Origin of the sequence: Brevibacillus sp. HB1.4B (genome assembly GCF_013284285.1) — a bacterium.
Lineage (GTDB): Bacteria > Bacillota > Bacilli > Brevibacillales > Brevibacillaceae > Brevibacillus > Brevibacillus porteri.
In genome coordinates, this window is record NZ_JABSUT010000003.1 from 470,067 (window position 1) to 490,317 (window position 20,251).

The following is a 20,251-nucleotide window of genomic DNA, read 5'->3' on the forward strand; positions in this document are numbered from 1 at the left end:
CAGATTTCGACGCGTTTAAGAGGAATAGTAGGCATAGGATTCGAGCATTCACAGAGAGTTGACGGATGGTGCAAGTCAACCCGAATCTATCTGAACTCACCTCCCAGCACTTGCCCCCAAGGTCATTCAAGCAATGACTGCGTAAGGGTGAGCGGCTTATCCCCGTTACGGATGAAACAAGTGGGTGAATGCTTGTCATTTGCCAATCTGGGTGGTACCGCGGGAATGTTAAATAACCTCTCGTCCCTTTCGCAACAGCGATCTGGGATGTGAGGTTTTCTTTATTATTTTCACCTATTTTAAGATGGGAGTGCTTTACCATGGTATTCAGTCATCAAAATGTCGAAAAGAAGTGGCAGCAATATTGGGAGCAGAACAAGACCTTCAAAACCTCCGAGGATGAGGGCAAGAAAAAGTTTTACGCACTCGACATGTTCCCATATCCATCTGGAGCTGGCCTGCACGTAGGACATCCGGAAGGCTATACGGCTACTGATATTTTATCCCGCATGAAGCGGATGCAAGGATATAACGTTCTCCATCCAATGGGCTGGGATGCTTTTGGTTTGCCAGCGGAGCAATACGCTCTCGATACAGGAAACGATCCGGCGGAATTTACCGAGCACAATATCAACACCTTCCGTCGCCAAATTAAGTCACTCGGATTTTCCTACGACTGGGATCGCGAAATCAATACGACCGATCCGAATTACTACAAGTGGACACAATGGATTTTTACGAAGCTGTATGAGCACGGCTTGGCTTATATTGACGAGGTAGCTGTAAACTGGTGCCCTGCTTTGGGAACGGTTTTGGCGAACGAAGAAGTCATTGACGGAAAAAGTGAGCGTGGCGGACACCCAGTAGAACGCCGCCCAATGAAGCAATGGGTCTTGAAAATTACTGCGTATGCGGAAAGACTCTTGGCTGATCTGGATGAACTGGATTGGCCAGAGAGCATCAAGGAAATGCAACGCAACTGGATCGGTCGTTCTGAAGGGGCAGAAGTAACCTTTGGTATCGAAGGTCATGACGAATCCTTTACCGTCTTTACAACTCGTCCAGACACTCTCTACGGAGCAACTTACGCGGTATTGGCTCCTGAGCACAAGCTGGTTGAGCAAATTACCGTACCAGCTCAAAAAGAAGCAGTGGAAGCATACCTGGATCAAGCGAAGCACAAGAGCGATCTGGAGCGTACTGATCTGGCGAAAGAAAAGACAGGAGTATTTACCGGAGCATATGCGATCAACCCGGTTAACGGCGAACGTCTGCCAATCTGGATTGCAGATTACGTGCTGATCAGCTATGGAACAGGCTCCATCATGGCGGTTCCAGCGCATGATGAACGCGACTATGAGTTCGCAAAAACATTCGATCTGCCAATCAAGCAAGTAATCGCTGGCGGAGATATCTCCAAAGAAGCGTATGCAGGCGATGGAGAGCACATCAACTCCGGTATGCTCGATGGCTTGAACAAAGAACAGGCGATCACCAAAATGATCGAGTGGCTGGAAGTGGAAGGCAAAGGAAATCGCAAAGTAACATTCCGTCTGCGCGACTGGCTGTTCAGCCGTCAACGCTACTGGGGTGAGCCAATTCCGATTCTCCATCTGGAAGACGGCACGATGAAAGTCGTTCCAGAATCCGAACTGCCAATCGTATTGCCAAAAACAAAAGAAATCAAACCATCTGGTACAGGTGAATCGCCATTGGCAAACATCTCGGAGTGGGTAAACACCGTCGATCCGGAAACAGGTATGAAAGCACGCCGTGAGACAAACACGATGCCACAATGGGCGGGTAGCTGCTGGTACTTCCTGCGCTTCATCGATCCGCACAACGATAAGGCAATGGCTGATCCAGACAAACTGAAAGAATGGCTGCCAATCGACATTTACATTGGCGGTGCCGAGCATGCGGTGCTGCACTTGCTCTACGCTCGCTTCTGGCACAAGTTCCTGTACGATATCGGTGTCGTACCAACCAAGGAACCATTCCAAAAGCTGTTTAACCAAGGAATGATCCTGGGTGAAAACAACGAGAAAATGAGTAAGTCCAAAGGTAACGTCGTAAACCCAGACGATATCATCGACAGCCATGGTGCCGACACACTGCGCATGTACGAAATGTTCATGGGACCACTGGATGCTTCGATCGCTTGGTCGACAAAAGGCTTGGATGGCGCACGCCGCTTCCTGGATCGCGTATATCGTCTATTTGTAGGTGACAACGGTGAGCTGAACGGAAAAATCGTGGAAACCTCCAACGTGGCTGGCATGGAGCGCGTGTACCACCAAACGGTGAAAAAAGTAACAGAAGACTACGAAGGCCTGCGTTTCAATACGGGTATCTCTCAGTTGATGGTATTCGTTAACGAAGCGTATAAAGCAGAAGTTCTGCCGAAGAAATTCATGGAGGACTTGGTAAAAATGCTGTCTCCAATCGCTCCGCACTTGGGTGAAGAGCTGTGGGAAAAACTGGGCCACAGCGAGAGCCTGGCATACGAAGCATGGCCTACGTATGACGAAGCGAAGCTGGTTGAAGACGAGGTAGAAATCGTCCTGCAAATTAACGGCAAAAACAAAGAGAAGCTGCTCATCGCTTCTGATTCGACGCAAGAACAGATGGAAGAGATGGCGAAAAACAATGAGATGATTAAAGAACTGATCGAAGGAAAAACGATCGTCAAAGTCATCGCTGTTCCAGGCAAACTGGTGAATATCGTCGTTCGTTAAGAAAAGGACGGCAAGAAATAAGGAGAGGAGTGGAGCCTGTGAGTGACAGGTATCCACTCCTTTTTTCGTAAATCAACGCTTCTTCGCCTTGCGCTAATGTGGCTGATTGCTCAAATTTCGTGCAACCAGTTCCTGGTCCTCGGCAAACTTTGCTTGTGTACGACGAAATACTTGGGCGAAAAGACCGGGAATACCGTTTTGCAAAGGAATCAGACCTTCCCCAGTAATTCCACCGGGCACGCAGACCCTCTTTTGCAGAGTAGGAAGGGTGAACGCTTCTTCTCGTAAAAGATCTGCGATCCCAATTAGCATTTGCGTGGTCATGTAGGTAGCAGCTTCTTCGGAAATGCCAGTTTCTTCAACAGCTTCTTGAATCATTTGCTGCAAAATATAGCTGATAAAAGCTGGCCCACAACTCACAATGTCAGAAGTAATTCGTAAAAAAGGCTCCGAAATCTCAATAGGGGAGCTAATGTGGGCAAACAGACTTCGTATAAAATGACGTTGTTCCTCTTGGATTCGTGATCCAAATTCACATAAGCTGACACCACTCATTACGGCATTTGTGATAGAAGGAACGACTCTGGCAACCGCACATGGAACTTGAGTCTCCAAATCCGCAAGCTTGATCGGACTGGTGATCGTAATCAATAGGTGGTCTGGCGTTAAGGCAGGAGCAATTTGTTCGAGCATCACGCTATATTCCAGTGGCTTGACGCACAGCACGATCGTTGTAGCTTCTTTGACCAAATCGGCATTGCTGTGCGCGACAATGAGCCCGGGATGTTTTTCTGCCAGTTGCTGCGCCTTCGAAAGGGTTCTGTTGCTGATAATGACATGACCAGGAGTCAGCGCCTTGGCTGACAGCAATGATTCAATCAAGATACTGCCCATGCTGCCCGTACCAATAAACCCAATTCTATTCATGGGCATACCTCCCTCCGATATTCTTTTCCCATTCTATGTAGGAGTGCCTATGATCATGACCGGATGCTGAGCACTCATTTTACCACCAGCCGATCTTTTATCCGTGCAAACATCTTCTCGCCAATTCCCTCAATCTGTTTCAGGTCATCCGCTGAACGAAATGGCCCTTGTTTTGTCCGGTACTCCACGATTGCCTTGGCACGAGCTTCTCCAATCCCGGGAAGACTCATGAGCTCTTCGACAGTTGCCATGTTGAGATTAATGGCTGAGGAGGCACCAGTGGTGGATACGCTGGAAGCAGATTGTACAAGGCCAATGGATGCGGAGACTGGCGCGGTGGCCCCTTTAGCCGGGATGACAAGAGCAGCTCCATCTGTGAGCGGCACTGCCAAGTTGATCTGGACAAGGTCAGCATCAGGAAGTGCTCCTCCTGCTTTCTCGATGGCATTTGCGACACGCGTACCTGGTTCGAATTGGTATAATCCAGGATTTTTCACTTGTCCTTTCACATCGACATAGAGAGGAGAGAGGAGTGGTTCCTTATCCTTATCTTTTTCCGGTGTCGCTTTTACAGATTTGGCAGGTTGAGCAGCTGCTGAATCATCTGTCAGTTCTTTTGTTTCAAGATTCGATGCTGCATAAGCAGGAGAATGCAACGGTAGTTCGTCAGTCTTATGTGATTGGTCGCGTTGATAGATCCAATAGCTACAACCGACAAACAGAACAGCCGCAGTCAGCAAGATGATACGACGATAACGCTCCCACCACTCCAGCACCATAACAAAAACCCTCCCGTCCTTCACATAGCGATACGTTCATAGAGTGAACTTGTTCTCTATCAACGATGCTACGAAAAGTAAGAGAGGGTCTGCAAATCTATTTATTGCGTTGTCGCTGTTAGCCGATATGCTGCAGCGAATTTTTTTTGCGGCGAAGGTCTACATTTGGGCTGACAAAAGGCTCAAAATTGTGCTTTTGCTCAATGAAGATTTGATGCCACAACATGAAGACCAGGATCGTCCAGATTTTGCGACTGTAATCCGCATTTCCTTCGCGGTGTTCATCGAGCAAGTACAGCACATAGGCCTTATTGATCAAATTATCCACCTTGGATTCAAAAATGATCTCTTTTGCCCATTTGTAAAATTCGTTTTTGAGCCAGTGACGAGTCGGAACAGGGAAGCCCAGCTTCTTTCTCGTTTGGATCTCAGGTGGCAGGAAGTCTTTCATTGCTTCACGAAGCACGTGCTTGGTCGTGCCGTTGGCAATTTTGTACTTCGTTGGAATGGTAGCGGCGAATTCAAATACCTTAAGATCAATGAAAGGTACTCGTAACTCCAAAGAATTGGCCATCGTCATCTTGTCGGCCTTCATCAAAATGTTGCCTCTGAGCCAAGTGTGAATGTCCAAGTATTGCATCTTGGTCACATCGTCATATTCGGAAGCGCGTTTGTAAATCTCTTCTGTGATGGTGAAAGGAGATACATACGATTCCGAACGGGTGATATCTTCCATGACGACACGCTTTTTCATCTCTTCGCTGAAAATCAGTGCGTTTCCGAAGAAGCGTTGCTCAACTGTTTTCGATCCGCGGATGAGGAAGTTTTTCCCTTTTACCTGATCAGGGAGGCGTTCTGCCATATATCCGATGGAATGGCGCATCCAGCCAGGCATCCCGGAAAACATTTTGAGAGAATGAGGCTCTCTGTAAATATTGTATCCGCCAAAAAATTCATCTGCACCTTCACCGGACAATACGACGGTTACGTGTTCACTCGCCATCTGCGCTACAAAATAGAGCAGGATGGCAGAGGGGTCCGCTACTGGTTCGTCCTGATGCCAGATAAGTCGCGGCAATTCATCCATGTACTGCTTGGCGTTTATCACGCGCTCGAAATGCTCCGATCCCAAATATGCGGCGGTTCGCTTCGCATAATCGAGCTCGCTGTAACCAGGAATATCTGAGCCGACAGAAAAAGATTTGACTGGCTCGAATGTACGCAACATCCCAACGATACTGCTAGAGTCAACACCACTAGACAAGAAGGCTCCACGAGAAACTTCGCTAATCCGGTGTTTGTCGACAGATTCGAGCATGACACTGCGCGTACCCTCAACAAAATAAGAGAACGGCTTGCTTTCATCTGGCTTGAATTCTACATCCCAGTACCTTTCCAGCTTGATCTGGTCGTTTTCAATCACAAACGAATGAGCAGGCGGTATACGGTAAATGCCAGCAAACATCGTGTCAGGATCGGGTACATATTGGAACGTCAAATAGTGATAAAAAGCGGTTGGATTCACTTCGCGATTGAATCCTGGCAGCTCCAGCAAGCTTTTAATCTCGCTGGCAACCCCGATCGAATCATTTGTCTCGACATAGTAGAGAGGCTTGATTCCAAAATGGTCGCGTGCCCCAAACAGACGTTTTTTACGGGAGTCGTAGATCGTAAAGCCAAACATCCCGCGCAAATGCTTAGGTGCATCTGTTCCTACCTCTTCATAAAGGTGGAGGATGGTTTCAATATCAGAATCGGTATGGAAAACGTGACCGATGTCCTTTAACCATTGTTGTAACTCTTTGTAATTGTAGACTTCACCGTTACCAATAATCCAGATGTCACGTGTTTCGTTAAACAGCGGTTGATGTCCGCCTTCCACGTCAATGATGCTTAAACGACGAAAGCCCAGGGCGATGTTGTCTTCAAGGTGAAAACCATCGTCATCTGGACCACGGTGCAGGATGACACCCGTCATTGCACTAATCGCTTCTTGTTGAACAGGCTTTTGCCGCTTGTTATAGAGTGATACGATTCCGCACATAAGAAATGACTCTTCCTCTCACTGGATTGCTCCTGCTAACTCTATCATGTATCGACCATCAGCGCAATCTCTTATGAGTGCCAGTAATTGACCTCGAAAACGCTGATTCTACAAGGGAATTAGCCTTTCGTCTTTTCTATTTTTGTCCCCATTCGGTTAGATATACTCCCTTAGGAGACCATGATTCGTTCGACAAAACGGTTCATGAAAGAACAGGACGGGGGAATTGCAGTGTCAATATGGATAGCAAGCCTAGCGATGATGATCGGCCTCATTTTGTCCGCCTATTTACATCCTGCTTGGCTGCTGTTGGCTGCAGGCGTATCATGGGCAATCGTTGCATGTATCCCGTTACCATACCGCAAATTCGTTGCATGCTACTCACTGATTATTATTCTAGCAGGTCTCTTTTTTTGTGGGTACGAGATTCTCCACAGCTCTGAAGTGAAACCATTGGCAGAAAGGGAGCAGAGCATCTGGATAGAAGGTGTCATTGATTCACCTGTGAGACGGGACGGGGATGTAGCACGATTTTTTGTCACGATAACATCCTGGGGTGAAAATCAACCTGATCAGAACGTGCATCGGTCTCTCGAAAAAATCGCGCTTCGTGTTAAACTTGCTTCTTTCCAGGAAGCATCACAAATAGAGCAGTGGAGACGTGGCAGTGTTATCGTGGCTCCGATCCGATTATCCCTACCAGCTCCTACGCGTAATCCTCATGCCTTCGACTACGCCAGCTACTTGTATTGGCAAGGCGTCCATGTTACAGGAGAAACAAGCTATCAAGCGATTGATGTGATACCTGCTTTTTCTGTATCGGCGAGCTTTCAAGAGTGGCAGGACTCGGGTGCAAAGAGAATTGAATCATTATTTACTGATCCAGAAACAGCGGGTTACATGAAGTCGCTGCTGCTTGGTCTTGGACAAGAGGTGAACCTTGAGCTTGCGGCGATGTATTCGAATTTGGGCTTAAGTCATATCCTCGCGATTTCCGGTTTGCATGTGACGTTGGTTAGCTCCATGTTTATGTGGTGCTTGGAACGGATTGGAATCAGACGCAGACTCGCATTTGTCGTAACGATTTTGTTTTTGATCGGATATGTGCTTCTGGTGGGAGCCAGCGCGTCCGCGATCCGATCTGGACTGATGGGGAGTGTGGGTCTTCTCTGTCAAGTATTTGGAAAGAGGTTGGACGGCAAGGACGTCTGGGCAGGTGCACTCATTCTGATGCTGGTGTTGAATCCGTATCAGCTGTGGCATGTCGGTTTTCAGCTTTCCTTTGCGGTGACACTTGGTCTGATTATTTTTGTGCCATACAGCTTGCATGTGTTTGTGCGGGTACCCGTCTGGATTCGTACACTTGTGTCGGTTACTTTGTCAGCCCAGCTCGTTTCTTTCCCGTTTCTTATCTATCATTTTCATTTGTTTTCACCAGTGTCTTGGCTGGTCAATTTGGTAGTGACACCGATTCTCTCGGCTATAGCGCTACCGTTCGGGTATATCGCGGTTGTCCTCGATTTCGTCCATCCGTTTTTGGCCGTGATCCCTGTTTGGGTATCAACGGCTATGCTGAAATGGATTCATCTCCCGCTGTTTGCTATCGAAAAAATGAGGCTCCCTTTCACATATTGGCCGCATCCTTCGTGGTGGTGGCTTGTTTTGTATACCTGCTTTTTGGGTGTTCTGCCCATTTCATGGAAGTTGGGCTATCATCGAAAGCGTGATATAATGCTTACTTTCGTTATATTTCTCATGTTTATTGTAGCAGCTAGACAGCCGTTTTCAGGAGTCGAAGAAGTGCGAATTACCTTCCTTGATGTCGGACAAGGGGATTCCATCGTTGTCGAAATTGGTGATCAGAAGGTATACTTAATGGATGCAGGTGGGACAATGCGGTTCCCAGCTGCTGAACCATGGATGGAAAAGCGTGACCCATTTGAGGTGGGGAAAGACGTCGTTCTGCCGTTTCTGATGGCCAGAGGAATCGAGAAAATCGACCGCGTCGTCATGACGCATGGTGACCTGGATCACATCGGGGGAGTAAAGTCGCTTATTCCTCATTTTTCTTTTGGAGAGGTATTGGTGAATGGGACAGCACCTTCCAAATTGGAGGGCGAGATTGTCCAGCTTTTTCAACAAGAAGGGGTTCCGATTGTAACTGGGCTCCCGGGTCAATCTTGGTCAGATGGGCCGGGAATCGAGTGGAAGTGGCTGCACCCGGGGGAATCGACCTTCTCAGGAAATGATGCATCCGTAGTACTCCAGCTGACTGCTTATAACAAGACTGTATTGTTTACGGGTGACATTGAAAAGGATGGGGAAAGCCAGCTTGTTCAAAACGGTTTGACTTCTGTGGATGTTTTGAAAGTAGCCCACCATGGAAGCAATACCTCGAGCACCGAAGAGCTCCTTGCAGTCACAGCACCAAAAGTTGCTGTAATCTCTGCCGGGGTGAAAAATCGGTACGGGCATCCATCGTCCGAAGTACTGCATCGCTTAAAAAAATCGGGTTCCGCCGTGTACAGGACTGATGCTCATGGAGCGATTACGCTGGTTATTACACCTTCGGGATTATATTGGCAGACCCAAATATTGGATACATAAACTGTTTGCAACTTTTTCAATGAGCGAACCGTCTGTAGGGGGGAGAAGAGAATATGCATGAAGCAGAGTTGATCAGGATGGCGCAATCCGGGGATCATGACGCGCTAGTCGAACTGCTTCGATCTATTGAGACCTCCGTTTACCGAAGCGCTTATTACATTCTAGGGAACGAACAAGACGCGCTAGATGCCTCCCAGGAAGTCCTCATTCGTATTTATCGAAAGTTGGACACCTATCAGGAAAAAGCAAAGTTCTCAACCTGGGTACAACGCATTGTCAGCAACGTCTGTATGGATAAATTTCGCGCGAAGAAGGAAACGGTCTCAATTGACGAGCACGAGTTGATCATTCCTGATCGTAACAACGTAGAAGAAGAAATCCTTCTCACCGGGCTGTCGAATGACATCCAGGAAGCCATCGGAAGATTGCCAAAGCAATACCGGATGGTTGTAGTACTCCGCTATCTAGAGGATTTGTCCTATCAAGAAATAGCGGAGGCACTAGATTTGCCGCTTAACACGGTAAAGTCGTATTTATTTCGGGCTAGGCAACAGTTACAGGAGCTGTTGTACGACTACCAGAAAGGGGGGATCGGTTGATGACCAACGAAGAGATTTTTGAACTCATGCAGCGGGATCTGGATCGAGATCTGGTGGAGTCAGAGCAGCAATTGCTCCATCGTTTGATTCAGAAAGATGTTGATCTGCAGCTTATGTACAACCGTTTGAAAGATGTGTCACAACAATTGGAACATCTGCCCCCTGTCGTACCTCCGTTCAGCATCGTAGATTCTATCCTGCCCAAGCTGGAATCAGCCGCTGCAAAGCCTGCTGCGGTGACATCTACGATGAACGAGGAAATCCTGCCCACTCTGGAAGTTAAGCGTGAGTCGTCTTCGCTGCCGGAATCAAAAAAGTGGAAGCGGATGAAAGTGTGGATGGCCAGTCTTGGTAGTACGGCCGTCGCTGCTAGCTTATTGGTTGGCATGCTGTTTTCGGGCGGTGATGGTAAGAAGCAAGAAGTCGATTCGTTCCAGAACGGAACGGACATGACGCCAGCGGTCGTGGAACAACCCAAAACCCCTGGGCCAGATGATCCGACTCCTCCAAGCAATAATCCAATACCATCGAATTCAAAAGAGGAAACGGACAAGGCAAAAAAGTCAAGTGGAGCAACTACTCAGACGAAGAGTAAAAGGCCACCGGCAAAGACCGAGAAAAAGCAAACATCGCCACCGAAGAAAACGAAAACGCCGCCACCACCACAAAAGAAGCCTGTACCTCCAACGCCAGTAATAACAGATGATAAGCCACCGGTATGGCCGATCGGACTGGAGGAGAATCAGGACAGAGAAGACAAAGAACCTGCTAATGACGATAAGGACGACGGTGGGGACAAGCAAGAGGAGAAAAACAAGGGAAAAAATAAAGAGAAGAAAAAAGATAAAGATGATAATGACTAACTTTTTTCCACGTATGGACCGGCACCGCTTGCGAGGATTTTGCGTATAGTACATTATCAAGCACCCCCTGCTTACCGTTTGGGGAGGAGGAATCCCGGGGCTTTTCCCTAAACGTTTACATAGAGGTGCCAACGGATGAAAAAACCGCTACCGATTCACTGGTGGCGGTTTTTTTCGCTTTGTTCTGAGCAACATGTGCTATAATAACGCAGGTAAGAAGAAGGAAAGGGGAGAAAACGTATGCCACTCCTATCGGCTATTCGCGAAATACGGCAAAAACAATTCTCGCCGATCTACGTCTTATACGGGCCGGAGTCTTTTCTGGCCGAAGATTTTTTGGCGTTGGCTCGTAAAGAAATGATTGATCCAGAATTTACGGATTTGAATATGAGTGTGTATGATTGTACTGAAATAGGATTGAGTGAAATTCTACAGGATGCGGAAACCTTGCCGTTTATGGGCGAGCATCGATTGGTGATTGCCAGACAAGCCTACTTTTTAACAGGAAGTAAGCCTTCGACTAAGGTAGAAAGCGACCCGGATGCTTTGCTCGATTATTTGCAAAATCCGCCTCCCTACACCACACTTATTTTACATACAGAAGCTGACAAGCTCGATGAACGAAAAAAGCTGGTCAAGACGCTGCAGCAAAAAGCGAAAGTGATCCCCTTTCCGTTGTTAAAAGACGGAGATTTGTACGGCTGGGTAGAGCGGCATGCGGGTAAATACCAGGCGAAAATCGATCGTCAGCAAGCCATGAAGCTTGTGGAGCGAGTAGGAGCCGAGTTGCGTCTTCTGGACAAGGAAATCGAAAAGATGGCTCTGTTTGTCGGGGTGGGTGAAAGCATCACGGACAACGTCATCGAGCTGCTTGGAGCACGTACGCTGGAGCAGGATGTATTTGCGCTAATTGAGCAGGTCGCTTCGGGGAGATTGGACAAGGCACTCAGGATGATGTACGACTGCATGAAAACAGGAGAGGAGCCGATTAAGCTGCTGGCTCTCTTGGCGAGGCAGTTCCGCATGCTGTTGCATGTCAAGCAATTGGCGCCGCGTGGTTATTCGCAGCAACAGATGGCAGGTATGATTAAGATGCATCCTTACGCGGTAAAAAAAGCAATGGAGCAAGCACGTCATTTTTCTGAGGAGTCGTTGAAAAAACTACTGGGCATTCTGGCGGAAGAAGATTTTCGGATGAAGTCAGGGCAGGTAGACAAACGTCTCGCCCTCGAATTATTCATTGCACGTGCACATGACGAACGAACAAAACGGTCATGACGTTTATTACAGTAAAAAAACCCCTAGAACAAGATGTTCACGGGGTTTTTTTGCGCTTGGTCTCTTACGCTACAGGAGCGCTCAGAACGTTAAGCTTTTTCATCAAACGAGACTTTTGACGGTTTGCTGCGTTTTTATGAATGAGACCTTTCGAAGCGGCCTTGTCCAGCTTTTTCACAGCCACCAGAAGAGTAGATTTCGCCAATGCTACATCGGAAGCAGCGACAGCTTTCTCAAAGCTCTTGATGGAAGTACGCAGATCAGACTTTTGAGAAGCACGGTGTGCGCGACGCTTTTCGATTGTTTTGGTGCGTTTAATCGCGGATTTAATATTTGGCATGTGTGTCACCTCCTTAGACGACCATAGACATACAGTCATACAACAAAGTAATTCTAGCATGGGGCGAACCCATTTGCAAGAAAGGATTCGGAATAAAAATGAAGGATTCAAGCAAGCTAGTAGCAGGAACAAAATGGTCAGGACTTTATTCACTTCGGATCAAAGGAGCTGATGAACATGGCACATAACATTGATTTGTCTGGTTATTCCATTCGTACGGATCTTGCAGTGGAGGCCCACGAGCTTGCCCAGCAACAAAACCAGAGCGATATTGAGGGCGTTTGGCTGCAAGCTGATGACAGCGAGCCCAATGTGAAAGTAACGAGATTACATGTGGAAACAGAGGGAGCGGGGAAGGAAATCGGCAAGCTTCCGGGGCATTACCTTACGATTGAAGTGCCAAAGCTGCGGGATAATGATACCTCGATCGAAGAGCAGGTGGCCAAGCGATTCTCCGTCGAATTTGCCATGTTTCTCAAACAACTGGGAATCACTGAGGACAAAAAGGCTCTCGTCGTTGGTCTCGGCAACTGGAATGTGACCCCGGATGCGCTGGGGCCGATGGTTGTGGAAAATTTGTTGATTACACGTCATCTGTACACGCTGGCGCCTGAAACCGTTGGAGAAGGGTATCGGGAAGTCAGTGCGCTATCACCGGGTGTCCTTGGGATTACGGGTATAGAAACGAGTGAGATTATTTTTGGTGTCGTGGAAAAAAGCAAACCCGATTTTGTCATCTGTATCGATGCTCTTGCGTCCCGCGCTCTGCACCGGGTCAACACGACGATTCAAATATCGGATACAGGGATTCATCCCGGTTCAGGGGTCGGAAACAAGCGCAAAGCGATTGATCAGTCAACGCTTGGTGTACCTGTGATTGCGATAGGAGTCCCTACGGTCGTTTTTGCCTCCACGATTGTCAATGATGCAATTACGTACTTGATGGGGCATTTTGGACAATCGATGGTGGAGAGCAAGCGGGCGTTTAACAAACTGGCAATGAGCACGCTGCCAGAGCGTAAGGAACCGTATACGGAAGAGGACTTGCCCGACATGGAATCACGTAAGACATTCATGGGATTGGTAGGTTCACTGCCGGAAGAAGAGAAACGACAACTGATTCATGAGGTCCTCCGACCGCTTGGACAGGATCTGGTTGTCACCCCAAAAGAAGTGGACGATTTTATTGAAGGCGTGGCGAATGTGATCGCAACAGGTCTGAATCGCGCCTTGCACAGTGCAGTGAATGAAGAAAATAGCGGCTCGTATACCCACTAAGTCGTAAAAAGCTAGAGTGAGAGAGAAAAGCTAGAAAAGGGTTCTATCGTCTCTATGAGCCTCATAAGCTAAAGCATAGACAAGCACGAGGGGAAGTTCTCCCGACGTGCAAACATGCTACAGCTAGAGGAGTGAGACAGATGGCGACCCTCATTCAACGCCAATTCGTTGTTCTTTCATTTATAACCGCCTTCCTGTTTGTCATGACAGGAGTGCTTTCGCTCGGCGGGAACCGAATCGCAATTTCTTCCTCCGCCATTCAACAGGCCGCTTCTCATATTTCCAGTCTGGCGATTTTGGGGTGGATGGGGCAGGAAATTCCGGTTTTGTCCGAAACGGTGCAAGCACAGGCTGATGATCGCACGAATAGCGTAACGGGTTTTCTCTTTCGCTTGGCAACCAATATACAGCCAGGAGACTTGCGTAGCTTACTAGGCAGGGAGCTCCCTGGGATGGTAACGACAGAGGATGCCAGGTTTGTCGTACAGGGAAAAGGAGCTTCTCTCGCAGATTTTTATTTGGAGTACCCCGCTCATCCGAGACAGGTAGAGGATCAATCGCAAGTAGTTCCGATCGTAGAGCCAAAGCCGGAGGATACCACGAAGTCAGGCGAAACGAAGCCAGTTCCTGTACCCAATTCCATCACGAACGGCAAAAAAATCGTTTACGTCTACAACTCGCACAATCGTGAATCGTGGTTCAGTGAAACGAAGCCAGTGGGAACCTCCGTCGATCATCCTACGAGAAATATATCGTTAATCAGCAAGTATTTATCAGAAGCGTTGAATGACAGAGGAATTGGTTCGGACGTGAGCACCGACGACATCTATCAGCAGCTGTTGAACAAAAAAATGCACTACTCCTTCTCCTACGCGGAATCTTTGCAAGTAGTCAAATCAGCAACGGTGAAAAACAAGGAGCTGTACTACTTTTTCGATCTGCATCGAGACACAGCGCCACGAGAGCGTACAACGGTCACGATCAAAGGAAAAACGTATGGAAGAGTATTGTTCGTCATCGGGAAAAGAAACAAAAGCTACGAGAAAAATGAGGCGTTTGCAACGGAGCTTCATGAGTTGATGGAAAAAATGTACCCAGAGCTTTCGCGTGGCGTGATGGAAAAAGGCGCAAAAACGGATCATGGCGAGTATAATCAGTCCCTCTCCCCGGGAAGTCTGTTAATAGAAATAGGTGGTACGGAAAACAGCGTGCAGGAAAGCATGAATACGGCAGAAGCATTGGCTGATGTTTTCGCAGCCTATTATCAGCAAGCTGAAAAAGTAGGCAAAACAGTTTCTGACGAGCCTGCAAAGAGGTGACGGGCATGAACGTGACGATGAAGCTGACTGGACTGTTAATCATCTTGCTGGTCGGGGTAGTTTTGGGATTGCAAACGGCTGAGCGTGGAATATCCAAGGTAAGTGGAGTGCCTGAGGGGCAGGCTCAAACCTTTTCCATCAAAAAAGTGGATCAAGGGCAAGTGGAGATCGCGGTAATGGGCAAGCAGGTTCAGACCGCCAACCCGAAGGAAATGGTCAACTACGTCAGTCGGATCGGTTTGACTTTGGGTGGAAGCATTAAAAGTGGGGCGCAGAGTTTTGTCGATTGGGTAGGGAGTTTTTTTGAACCGTGAAAATGGTTTATGCGCAAAAAGAAGGGGTGCAGAAAGCCCCAGTGACAAAAGACCCGTACAGGCGGGTCTTTTGCATGCGACCACAGATGCTTCATTCGATCTGCTAAAACAGTGCAAGTGAGGCTACATCAACAATGAAAGGGCTATCATAAAATTCTTTTACATAATTTTAAAACGCAAGTGAAATATTCTTTTTAATCAGTAAAGAGATAATAGTTTGAATTTATTGTGTTGCGAAAAAATTGAATAAATGGCATAATGTCTACTGATAGGTCTATTTTGGAAGTATATATCGGTGAGAGAGGTGAGCCACGTGTCACATCCTGTCCTACAAATCGAAAACCTGCAAACGCACTTTTTCACGGACCGCGGCCAAATCCCTGCCGTTGATGGCGTGACGATCACGGTACAAAAAGGAGAAGTAGTCGGCATCGTAGGAGAATCCGGCTGCGGAAAGAGCGTTACCTCCCTTTCCGTTATGAAGCTAGTACCCAATCCCCCAGGGAGAATCGTGGGAGGCTCGATTAAATTCAAGGGGGAGGACCTCGTATCTGTCGACGAAAAGCGAATGAGAGACATCCGCGGAAATGAAATTGCGATGATCTTTCAGGAGCCGATGACGTCGTTAAATCCGGTGTTTACGATTGGAGACCAGATAGGAGAATCAGTCCGATTACATACGAAGGCGAGCAAAAAGGACGCAAGAGCACGTGCCATTGAGATGTTGAAAAAAGTCGGAATTCCTCGAGCAGAAGCCATCGTCGATGAATACCCGCACCAGCTTTCCGGGGGAATGCGGCAGCGTGTCATGATTGCGATGGCAATGGCTTGCAATCCTGAGCTTTTGATTGCAGACGAGCCTACTACCGCGCTCGACGTGACGATTCAAGCGCAGATTTTGGACCTGATGCGCCAACTCAACCGGGAAGCAGACACAGCCATTCTCCTCATTACCCACGATCTTGGAGTCGTTGCGGAAATGTGTCACCGCGTCGTGGTGATGTACGCAGGAAACGTGATTGAACAAGGCGACGTTCGTAAGATCTTAAAAAATCCGAAGCATCCTTATACGATCGGCTTGTTGAATTCGTTGCCGAAGCTAGAAGGATCACAGGAGCGTCTCTATTCGATTCCAGGCAACGTCCCGATTCCGGGTTCGCTTACTGTCGGATGCCGTTTTGCACCTAGATGCGATAAAGTATCAGACCGATGCCGCAGTGAGATGCCAGAATTAAAAGTGGTAGGGGACAATCACCTTTCCCGCTGCTGGCTGACCGAATAACCCGAGAGGAGCATGCAGGTGGCAGAAGATCTTCTGATCGTAAAAAATTTGAAAAAATACTACCCAATCACAGGCGGTGTTCTTGGAGGGGAAGTAGGTGTAGTAAAGGCGGTAGATGATGTATCGTTTACTGTTAAGAGTGGAGAAACTTTGGGGCTGGTAGGTGAGAGCGGCTGTGGAAAGTCCACGACGGGACGTTCCTTGCTGCGACTGATTGAACCGACCTCCGGTGAAATCACCTTTGACGGGACCAATGTCATGTCGCTTTCAACAGATGCGATGAGAAAGATGAGACGTGACATGCAAATTGTCTTTCAGGACCCGTTTGCTTCACTTAACCCTAGACATAATATTGAGAAAATTTTGGAAGAGCCCTTGATTGTACATGGTTTGGGTTCTTCGGCAGAACGAAAAAAGTGCGTGCAGGAAATGCTGGAGATCGTTGGTCTGAGCAGCTATCATGCGAGCCGTTATCCGCATCAATTCAGCGGAGGACAGAGGCAGCGGATCGGTATTGCGAGAGCACTGATGCTCAAGCCCAAATTGATCGTTGCGGATGAGCCCGTGTCTGCACTGGACGTGTCCATTCAGTCGCAGGTGCTCAATCTCATGCAGGATTTGCAACGCGAATTCGGCCTTACATACTTGTTCATTGCCCATGATTTGAGTGTAGTGCGTCACATCAGTGATCGGGTAGGCGTGATGTACCTTGGCAGAATTGTCGAACTGACGACGAGTAGCCAATTGTATTCCAATCCGCTTCATCCCTATACGAAAGCATTGCTGTCGGCGGTACCTTCGCCAGACCCTGATGCTGTACGAGAAAGAGTCATCCTCCAGGGAGATGTGCCGAGCCCTGCAAAACCTCCAAGTGGCTGTACATTCCATACGAGGTGTCCCCATGTGACAGAGGAGTGTCGTACTGTGCGACCAGAATTTATGGACGCAGGCGACGGACACTTTGTTGCTTGTCACTTATACAAGTCCTAATCGACAAAAGGGAGTCTGCCTGCCGAATAGGAAGTCTTGTAAAGGGGGGATGCAAAGCAATAGGTATTGTATCGACCATCTACCAAAAAGGAACATGCGAACATTATTAGAAAAAGGGGGATGTTTTCATGAAGAAGAGAGTTCTCTCCGCAACCATGACCAGCCTAGTGGCGCTGGCCATGCTGATTGCTGGATGCGCTAGCACTCCAACGACACAAGCGCCGGCAGAACAACCAAAGACAGAAACTCCGGCACCTGCAACTGAGCCTGCAAAAACTGGACCGAAGCAATTAATCGTCGGTCGGGGTGCAGACACAAAGGGGCTTGACCCAATCGGACAAACAGATGGTGAGACCTTCAAAGTAACAGAGAACATCATGGATACTTTGATCGGTTTTGCTGACGGCTCAACAGAGCTCGCTCCATCGTTGGCTGACAAGTGGGAAGTATCTCCTGATGGTCTTGTTTATACGCTGACACTGAAATCTGGCGTGAAGTTCCACGACGGTACTGATTTCAATGCAGAGGCGGTCAAATACAACTTTGAGCGCTGGAGCGACAAGAGCCATCCACAGCATTCGCCAGAGGGCTTCGAGTATTACATTAGCCAGTTTGGTGGCTACAAAGGCGATGCGAATCACGTAATCAAATCCGTGGAAGCAGTAGATCCAACGACTGTAAAATTCACACTGACTCGTCCACTCGCTCCATTCCTTGCTAACCTGGCTATGTCTCCTTTTGCAATCGGTTCGCCTGAAGCATTGAAAAAAGATGTTAAAAAGTTCAATGAGCACCCAATTGGTACAGGACCATTCAAATTCGTTGAGTGGAAACGTAACGACACCATCACTCTCGAGAAAAACCCTGATTACTGGAACAAAGGGTTCCCGAAATTGGATAAATTGGTATTCAAGGTCATTCCAGAAAATACGGCGCGTCTGACTGCTTTGGCATCAGGTGAGATCGATTTGATGGATGGTCTGAACACAGATGATATCCCAGCAGTAAAAGACAACAAAGAGCTGCAACTATTCCTCCGTCCTACTAATAACATTGGTTACATTGGCTTTAACGTAGAGAAGAAGCCACTCGACAATCCAAAAGTTCGTGAAGCCATTGCTTATGCAATTAACAAACCTGAAATCGTAACGGCCTTCTTCGATGGCGTTGGAGAACCAGCAGTCAACCCAATGCCAAAGACCATGTGGGGACATAACAACGATATTAAAGATCGTGAGTTCAACCTCGATAAAGCAAAACAATTGCTTGCAGAAGCAGGACATCCAAACGGTTTCAAAATCAAGTTCTGGGCAATGCCAGTACCGCGTCCATACATGCCTGAAGGTGTGAAGATTGCAGAGGCAATCCAGCAAGACCTGAAGAAAATCGGGGTTGATGCTGAGATCGTGACGATGGAATGGGCAACGTATTTGGAAAAGACTCGCTTGGGTGAGCAAGAAATGTTCATGCTTGGTTGGACAGGTGACAATGGCGACCCTGACAACTTCCTGGCTGTGTTGCTCGACAAAAACAACATCGGCAGCAACAACTATACACGCTGGGCAAACGAAGAAGCACATCAATTGATGATGAAAGCACAGTCCACTCCAGACCAGGCGGAGCGCGATAAACTGTACAAACAAGTACAAGAGATCATCTTCAAGGACGTGCCAATGGTTCCGCTGGCACACTCTACACCAGCATTGGCTGGAAAAGCGAATATCATAGACTACAGCCCGCATCCAAAAGGGTCTGAAAGTTTGGAAAAAGTAGATTTCAAGTAAGCTGGTTCATCGTAAAAGGGTAAGAGGAGTGCATACCTCTTCTTACCCTTCTTTCATTACTTGGCGATTATTTTATGCAGGAAGGCGAGGAGATGGCATTGCTAGCTTACAGCATTCGAAGAATTTTAATGCTCATTCCTGTCTTAGTGGGCATGTCAATCATCGTTTTTTCCATTATTCGTGCCATCCCTGGTGATCCGGCTTTGACGATTTTGGGAGAAAAGGCAACACCACAAGCGATTGCAGACATACGAGAGGCATTGGGATTGAATAATCCGTGGTACATACAGTATTTCGATTATATGAAAGATATTTTGAGCGGAAATCTTGGGGAATCGTTACAAACGAATGCGCCGATTTCAGATGAAATCTTGCCTTATTTGGCGGCGACGACTGAACTTACGATTGTGAGTATGCTGATTGCTGTGTTTATCGGTGTAAATGCAGGAATTCTTTCTGCGTGGAAGCAAAACTCCTGGTTTGACTACTGTGCGATGTTGATCGCCTTGGTTGGTGTATCCATGCCAATTTTTTGGCTAGGTTTGATGGAGCAGTGGGTGTTTGCCCAAGAACTGAAATGGCTGCCATCAGTTGGTCGCGACGATTCGCGTAATCCCGTAGAGGCCATTACGCACTTTTATATACTGGATACGATGATCGCTGGAAGTTGGGATCAGCTGTGGGAAGTCATCAAGCATTTGATCCTGCCAGGAATCGCGTTAGGTACGATCCCGATGGCGATCATTGCGCGTATTACTCGATCGAGCATGTTGGAAGTCATGCGTGCCGACTATGTCAGAACCGCTCGTGCAAAAGGGCTAGCACAGTTTTGGGTGGTGTACAAGCATGCACTGAAGAATGCGATGATCCCTGTCTTGACGGTAATTGGTTTACAAACAGGGTTGCTGTTGGGTGGAGCTGTTTTGACAGAAACGATCTTCGGATGGCCAGGTGTCGGTCGTTATATTGTGACCGCCATTGGAAACCGTGACTATCCGGTTATCCAATCCGGTATCCTTGTGATCGCGACGATTTTCGTCCTGATCAACCTCTTGGTCGACCTTCTGTACGCCTATATCGATCCACGCATCAAATATCGCTAAGGAGGG

General features: G+C 47.8%; 16 protein-coding genes and 1 other annotated feature. Of the genes, 12 read left to right on the forward strand and 4 right to left on the reverse strand.

Annotation, left to right across the window (positions count from 1 at the left end; all coding sequences use genetic code 11):
* The first annotated feature begins 5 nt into the window (after window positions 1-5).
* Window positions 6-251: a binding site (T-box leader), on the forward strand.
* 69 nt (window positions 252-320) lie between these two features.
* Window positions 321-2,738 carry a leucine--tRNA ligase gene (gene leuS, locus HP398_RS10205; RefSeq protein ID WP_173622501.1) on the forward strand — a complete coding sequence of 806 codons (2,418 nt, stop codon included), beginning with the start codon at window positions 321-323 and terminating at the stop codon, window positions 2,736-2,738.
* 93 nt (window positions 2,739-2,831) lie between these two features.
* On the opposite strand, the gene comER is transcribed toward leuS, so the two are convergent.
* The 3 genes from comER to asnB all read right to left on the reverse strand — a co-directional run bounded on the left by comER (window position 2,832) and on the right by asnB (window position 6,488).
* A complete protein-coding gene (gene comER, locus HP398_RS10210) occupies window positions 2,832-3,665 on the reverse strand; it encodes a late competence protein ComER (RefSeq protein WP_017247677.1) in 834 nt (277 codons plus the stop codon).
* A gap of 74 nt (window positions 3,666-3,739) precedes the next feature.
* Window positions 3,740-4,444, reverse strand: a complete 705-nt coding sequence (locus HP398_RS10215) for a helix-hairpin-helix domain-containing protein (RefSeq protein WP_173622502.1) — start codon at window positions 4,442-4,444, stop codon at window positions 3,740-3,742.
* 118 nt (window positions 4,445-4,562) lie between these two features.
* Complete coding sequence (gene asnB / locus HP398_RS10220) at window positions 4,563-6,488, reverse strand: asparagine synthase (glutamine-hydrolyzing) (protein WP_173622503.1); 1,926 nt, start codon at window positions 6,486-6,488, stop codon at window positions 4,563-4,565.
* 204 nt (window positions 6,489-6,692) lie between these two features.
* Between asnB and HP398_RS10225 the strand changes: the two genes are divergently transcribed.
* From HP398_RS10225 to holA, 4 genes are all read left to right on the forward strand, one after another.
* Window positions 6,693-9,095 (forward strand): DNA internalization-related competence protein ComEC/Rec2, encoded by a 2,403-nt coding sequence (locus HP398_RS10225; protein WP_173622547.1) that lies wholly within the window; start codon window positions 6,693-6,695, stop codon window positions 9,093-9,095.
* A 53-nt stretch (window positions 9,096-9,148) separates the two neighbouring features.
* Window positions 9,149-9,694, forward strand: coding sequence for an RNA polymerase sigma factor (locus tag HP398_RS10230; protein ID WP_012685711.1), 546 nt, complete (start codon window positions 9,149-9,151; stop codon window positions 9,692-9,694).
* The gene (locus tag HP398_RS10235; RefSeq protein WP_173622504.1) at window positions 9,694-10,557 is read left to right on the forward strand and encodes a hypothetical protein; all 864 of its coding nucleotides are present in this window, start codon (window positions 9,694-9,696) and stop codon (window positions 10,555-10,557) included. The genes HP398_RS10230 and HP398_RS10235 overlap by 1 nt, the downstream gene beginning before the upstream one ends.
* A 240-nt stretch (window positions 10,558-10,797) precedes the next feature.
* Window positions 10,798-11,835: a DNA polymerase III subunit delta gene (gene holA, locus HP398_RS10240; RefSeq protein WP_173622505.1), complete on the forward strand. Its 1,038-nt coding sequence runs from the start codon at window positions 10,798-10,800 to the stop codon at window positions 11,833-11,835.
* A 64-nt stretch (window positions 11,836-11,899) separates the two neighbouring features.
* On the opposite strand, the gene rpsT is transcribed toward holA, so the two are convergent.
* A complete protein-coding gene (gene rpsT, locus HP398_RS10245) occupies window positions 11,900-12,175 on the reverse strand; it encodes a 30S ribosomal protein S20 (RefSeq protein ID WP_005833151.1) in 276 nt (91 codons plus the stop codon).
* Between the two features lie 177 nt (window positions 12,176-12,352).
* On the opposite strand from rpsT, the gene gpr reads away from it, so the two are divergent.
* From gpr to HP398_RS10280, 7 genes are all read left to right on the forward strand, one after another.
* Window positions 12,353-13,453 carry a GPR endopeptidase gene (gpr, locus tag HP398_RS10250; RefSeq protein ID WP_017247683.1) on the forward strand — a complete coding sequence of 367 codons (1,101 nt, stop codon included), beginning with the start codon at window positions 12,353-12,355 and terminating at the stop codon, window positions 13,451-13,453.
* Between the two features lie 140 nt (window positions 13,454-13,593).
* Entirely contained in the window at window positions 13,594-14,772 is a 1,179-nt protein-coding gene (spoIIP, locus tag HP398_RS10255) for a stage II sporulation protein P (protein ID WP_017247684.1), read from the forward strand.
* Between the two features lie 5 nt (window positions 14,773-14,777).
* Window positions 14,778-15,086, forward strand: coding sequence for a YqxA family protein (locus HP398_RS10260; protein WP_007727739.1), 309 nt, complete (start codon window positions 14,778-14,780; stop codon window positions 15,084-15,086).
* Between the two features lie 313 nt (window positions 15,087-15,399).
* Window positions 15,400-16,368 (forward strand): ABC transporter ATP-binding protein, encoded by a 969-nt coding sequence (locus HP398_RS10265; RefSeq protein WP_173622506.1) that lies wholly within the window; start codon window positions 15,400-15,402, stop codon window positions 16,366-16,368.
* An 18-nt stretch (window positions 16,369-16,386) separates the two neighbouring features.
* The gene (locus tag HP398_RS10270) at window positions 16,387-17,358 is read left to right on the forward strand and encodes an ABC transporter ATP-binding protein (RefSeq protein ID WP_371736730.1); all 972 of its coding nucleotides are present in this window, start codon (window positions 16,387-16,389) and stop codon (window positions 17,356-17,358) included.
* Between the two features lie 128 nt (window positions 17,359-17,486).
* A complete protein-coding gene (locus tag HP398_RS10275) occupies window positions 17,487-19,142 on the forward strand; it encodes an ABC transporter substrate-binding protein (protein WP_173622508.1) in 1,656 nt (551 codons plus the stop codon).
* Window positions 19,143-19,234: 92 nt separating this feature from the next.
* Window positions 19,235-20,245 carry an ABC transporter permease gene (locus HP398_RS10280; RefSeq protein ID WP_017247688.1) on the forward strand — a complete coding sequence of 337 codons (1,011 nt, stop codon included), beginning with the start codon at window positions 19,235-19,237 and terminating at the stop codon, window positions 20,243-20,245.
* Window positions 20,246-20,251 lie beyond the last annotated feature (6 nt).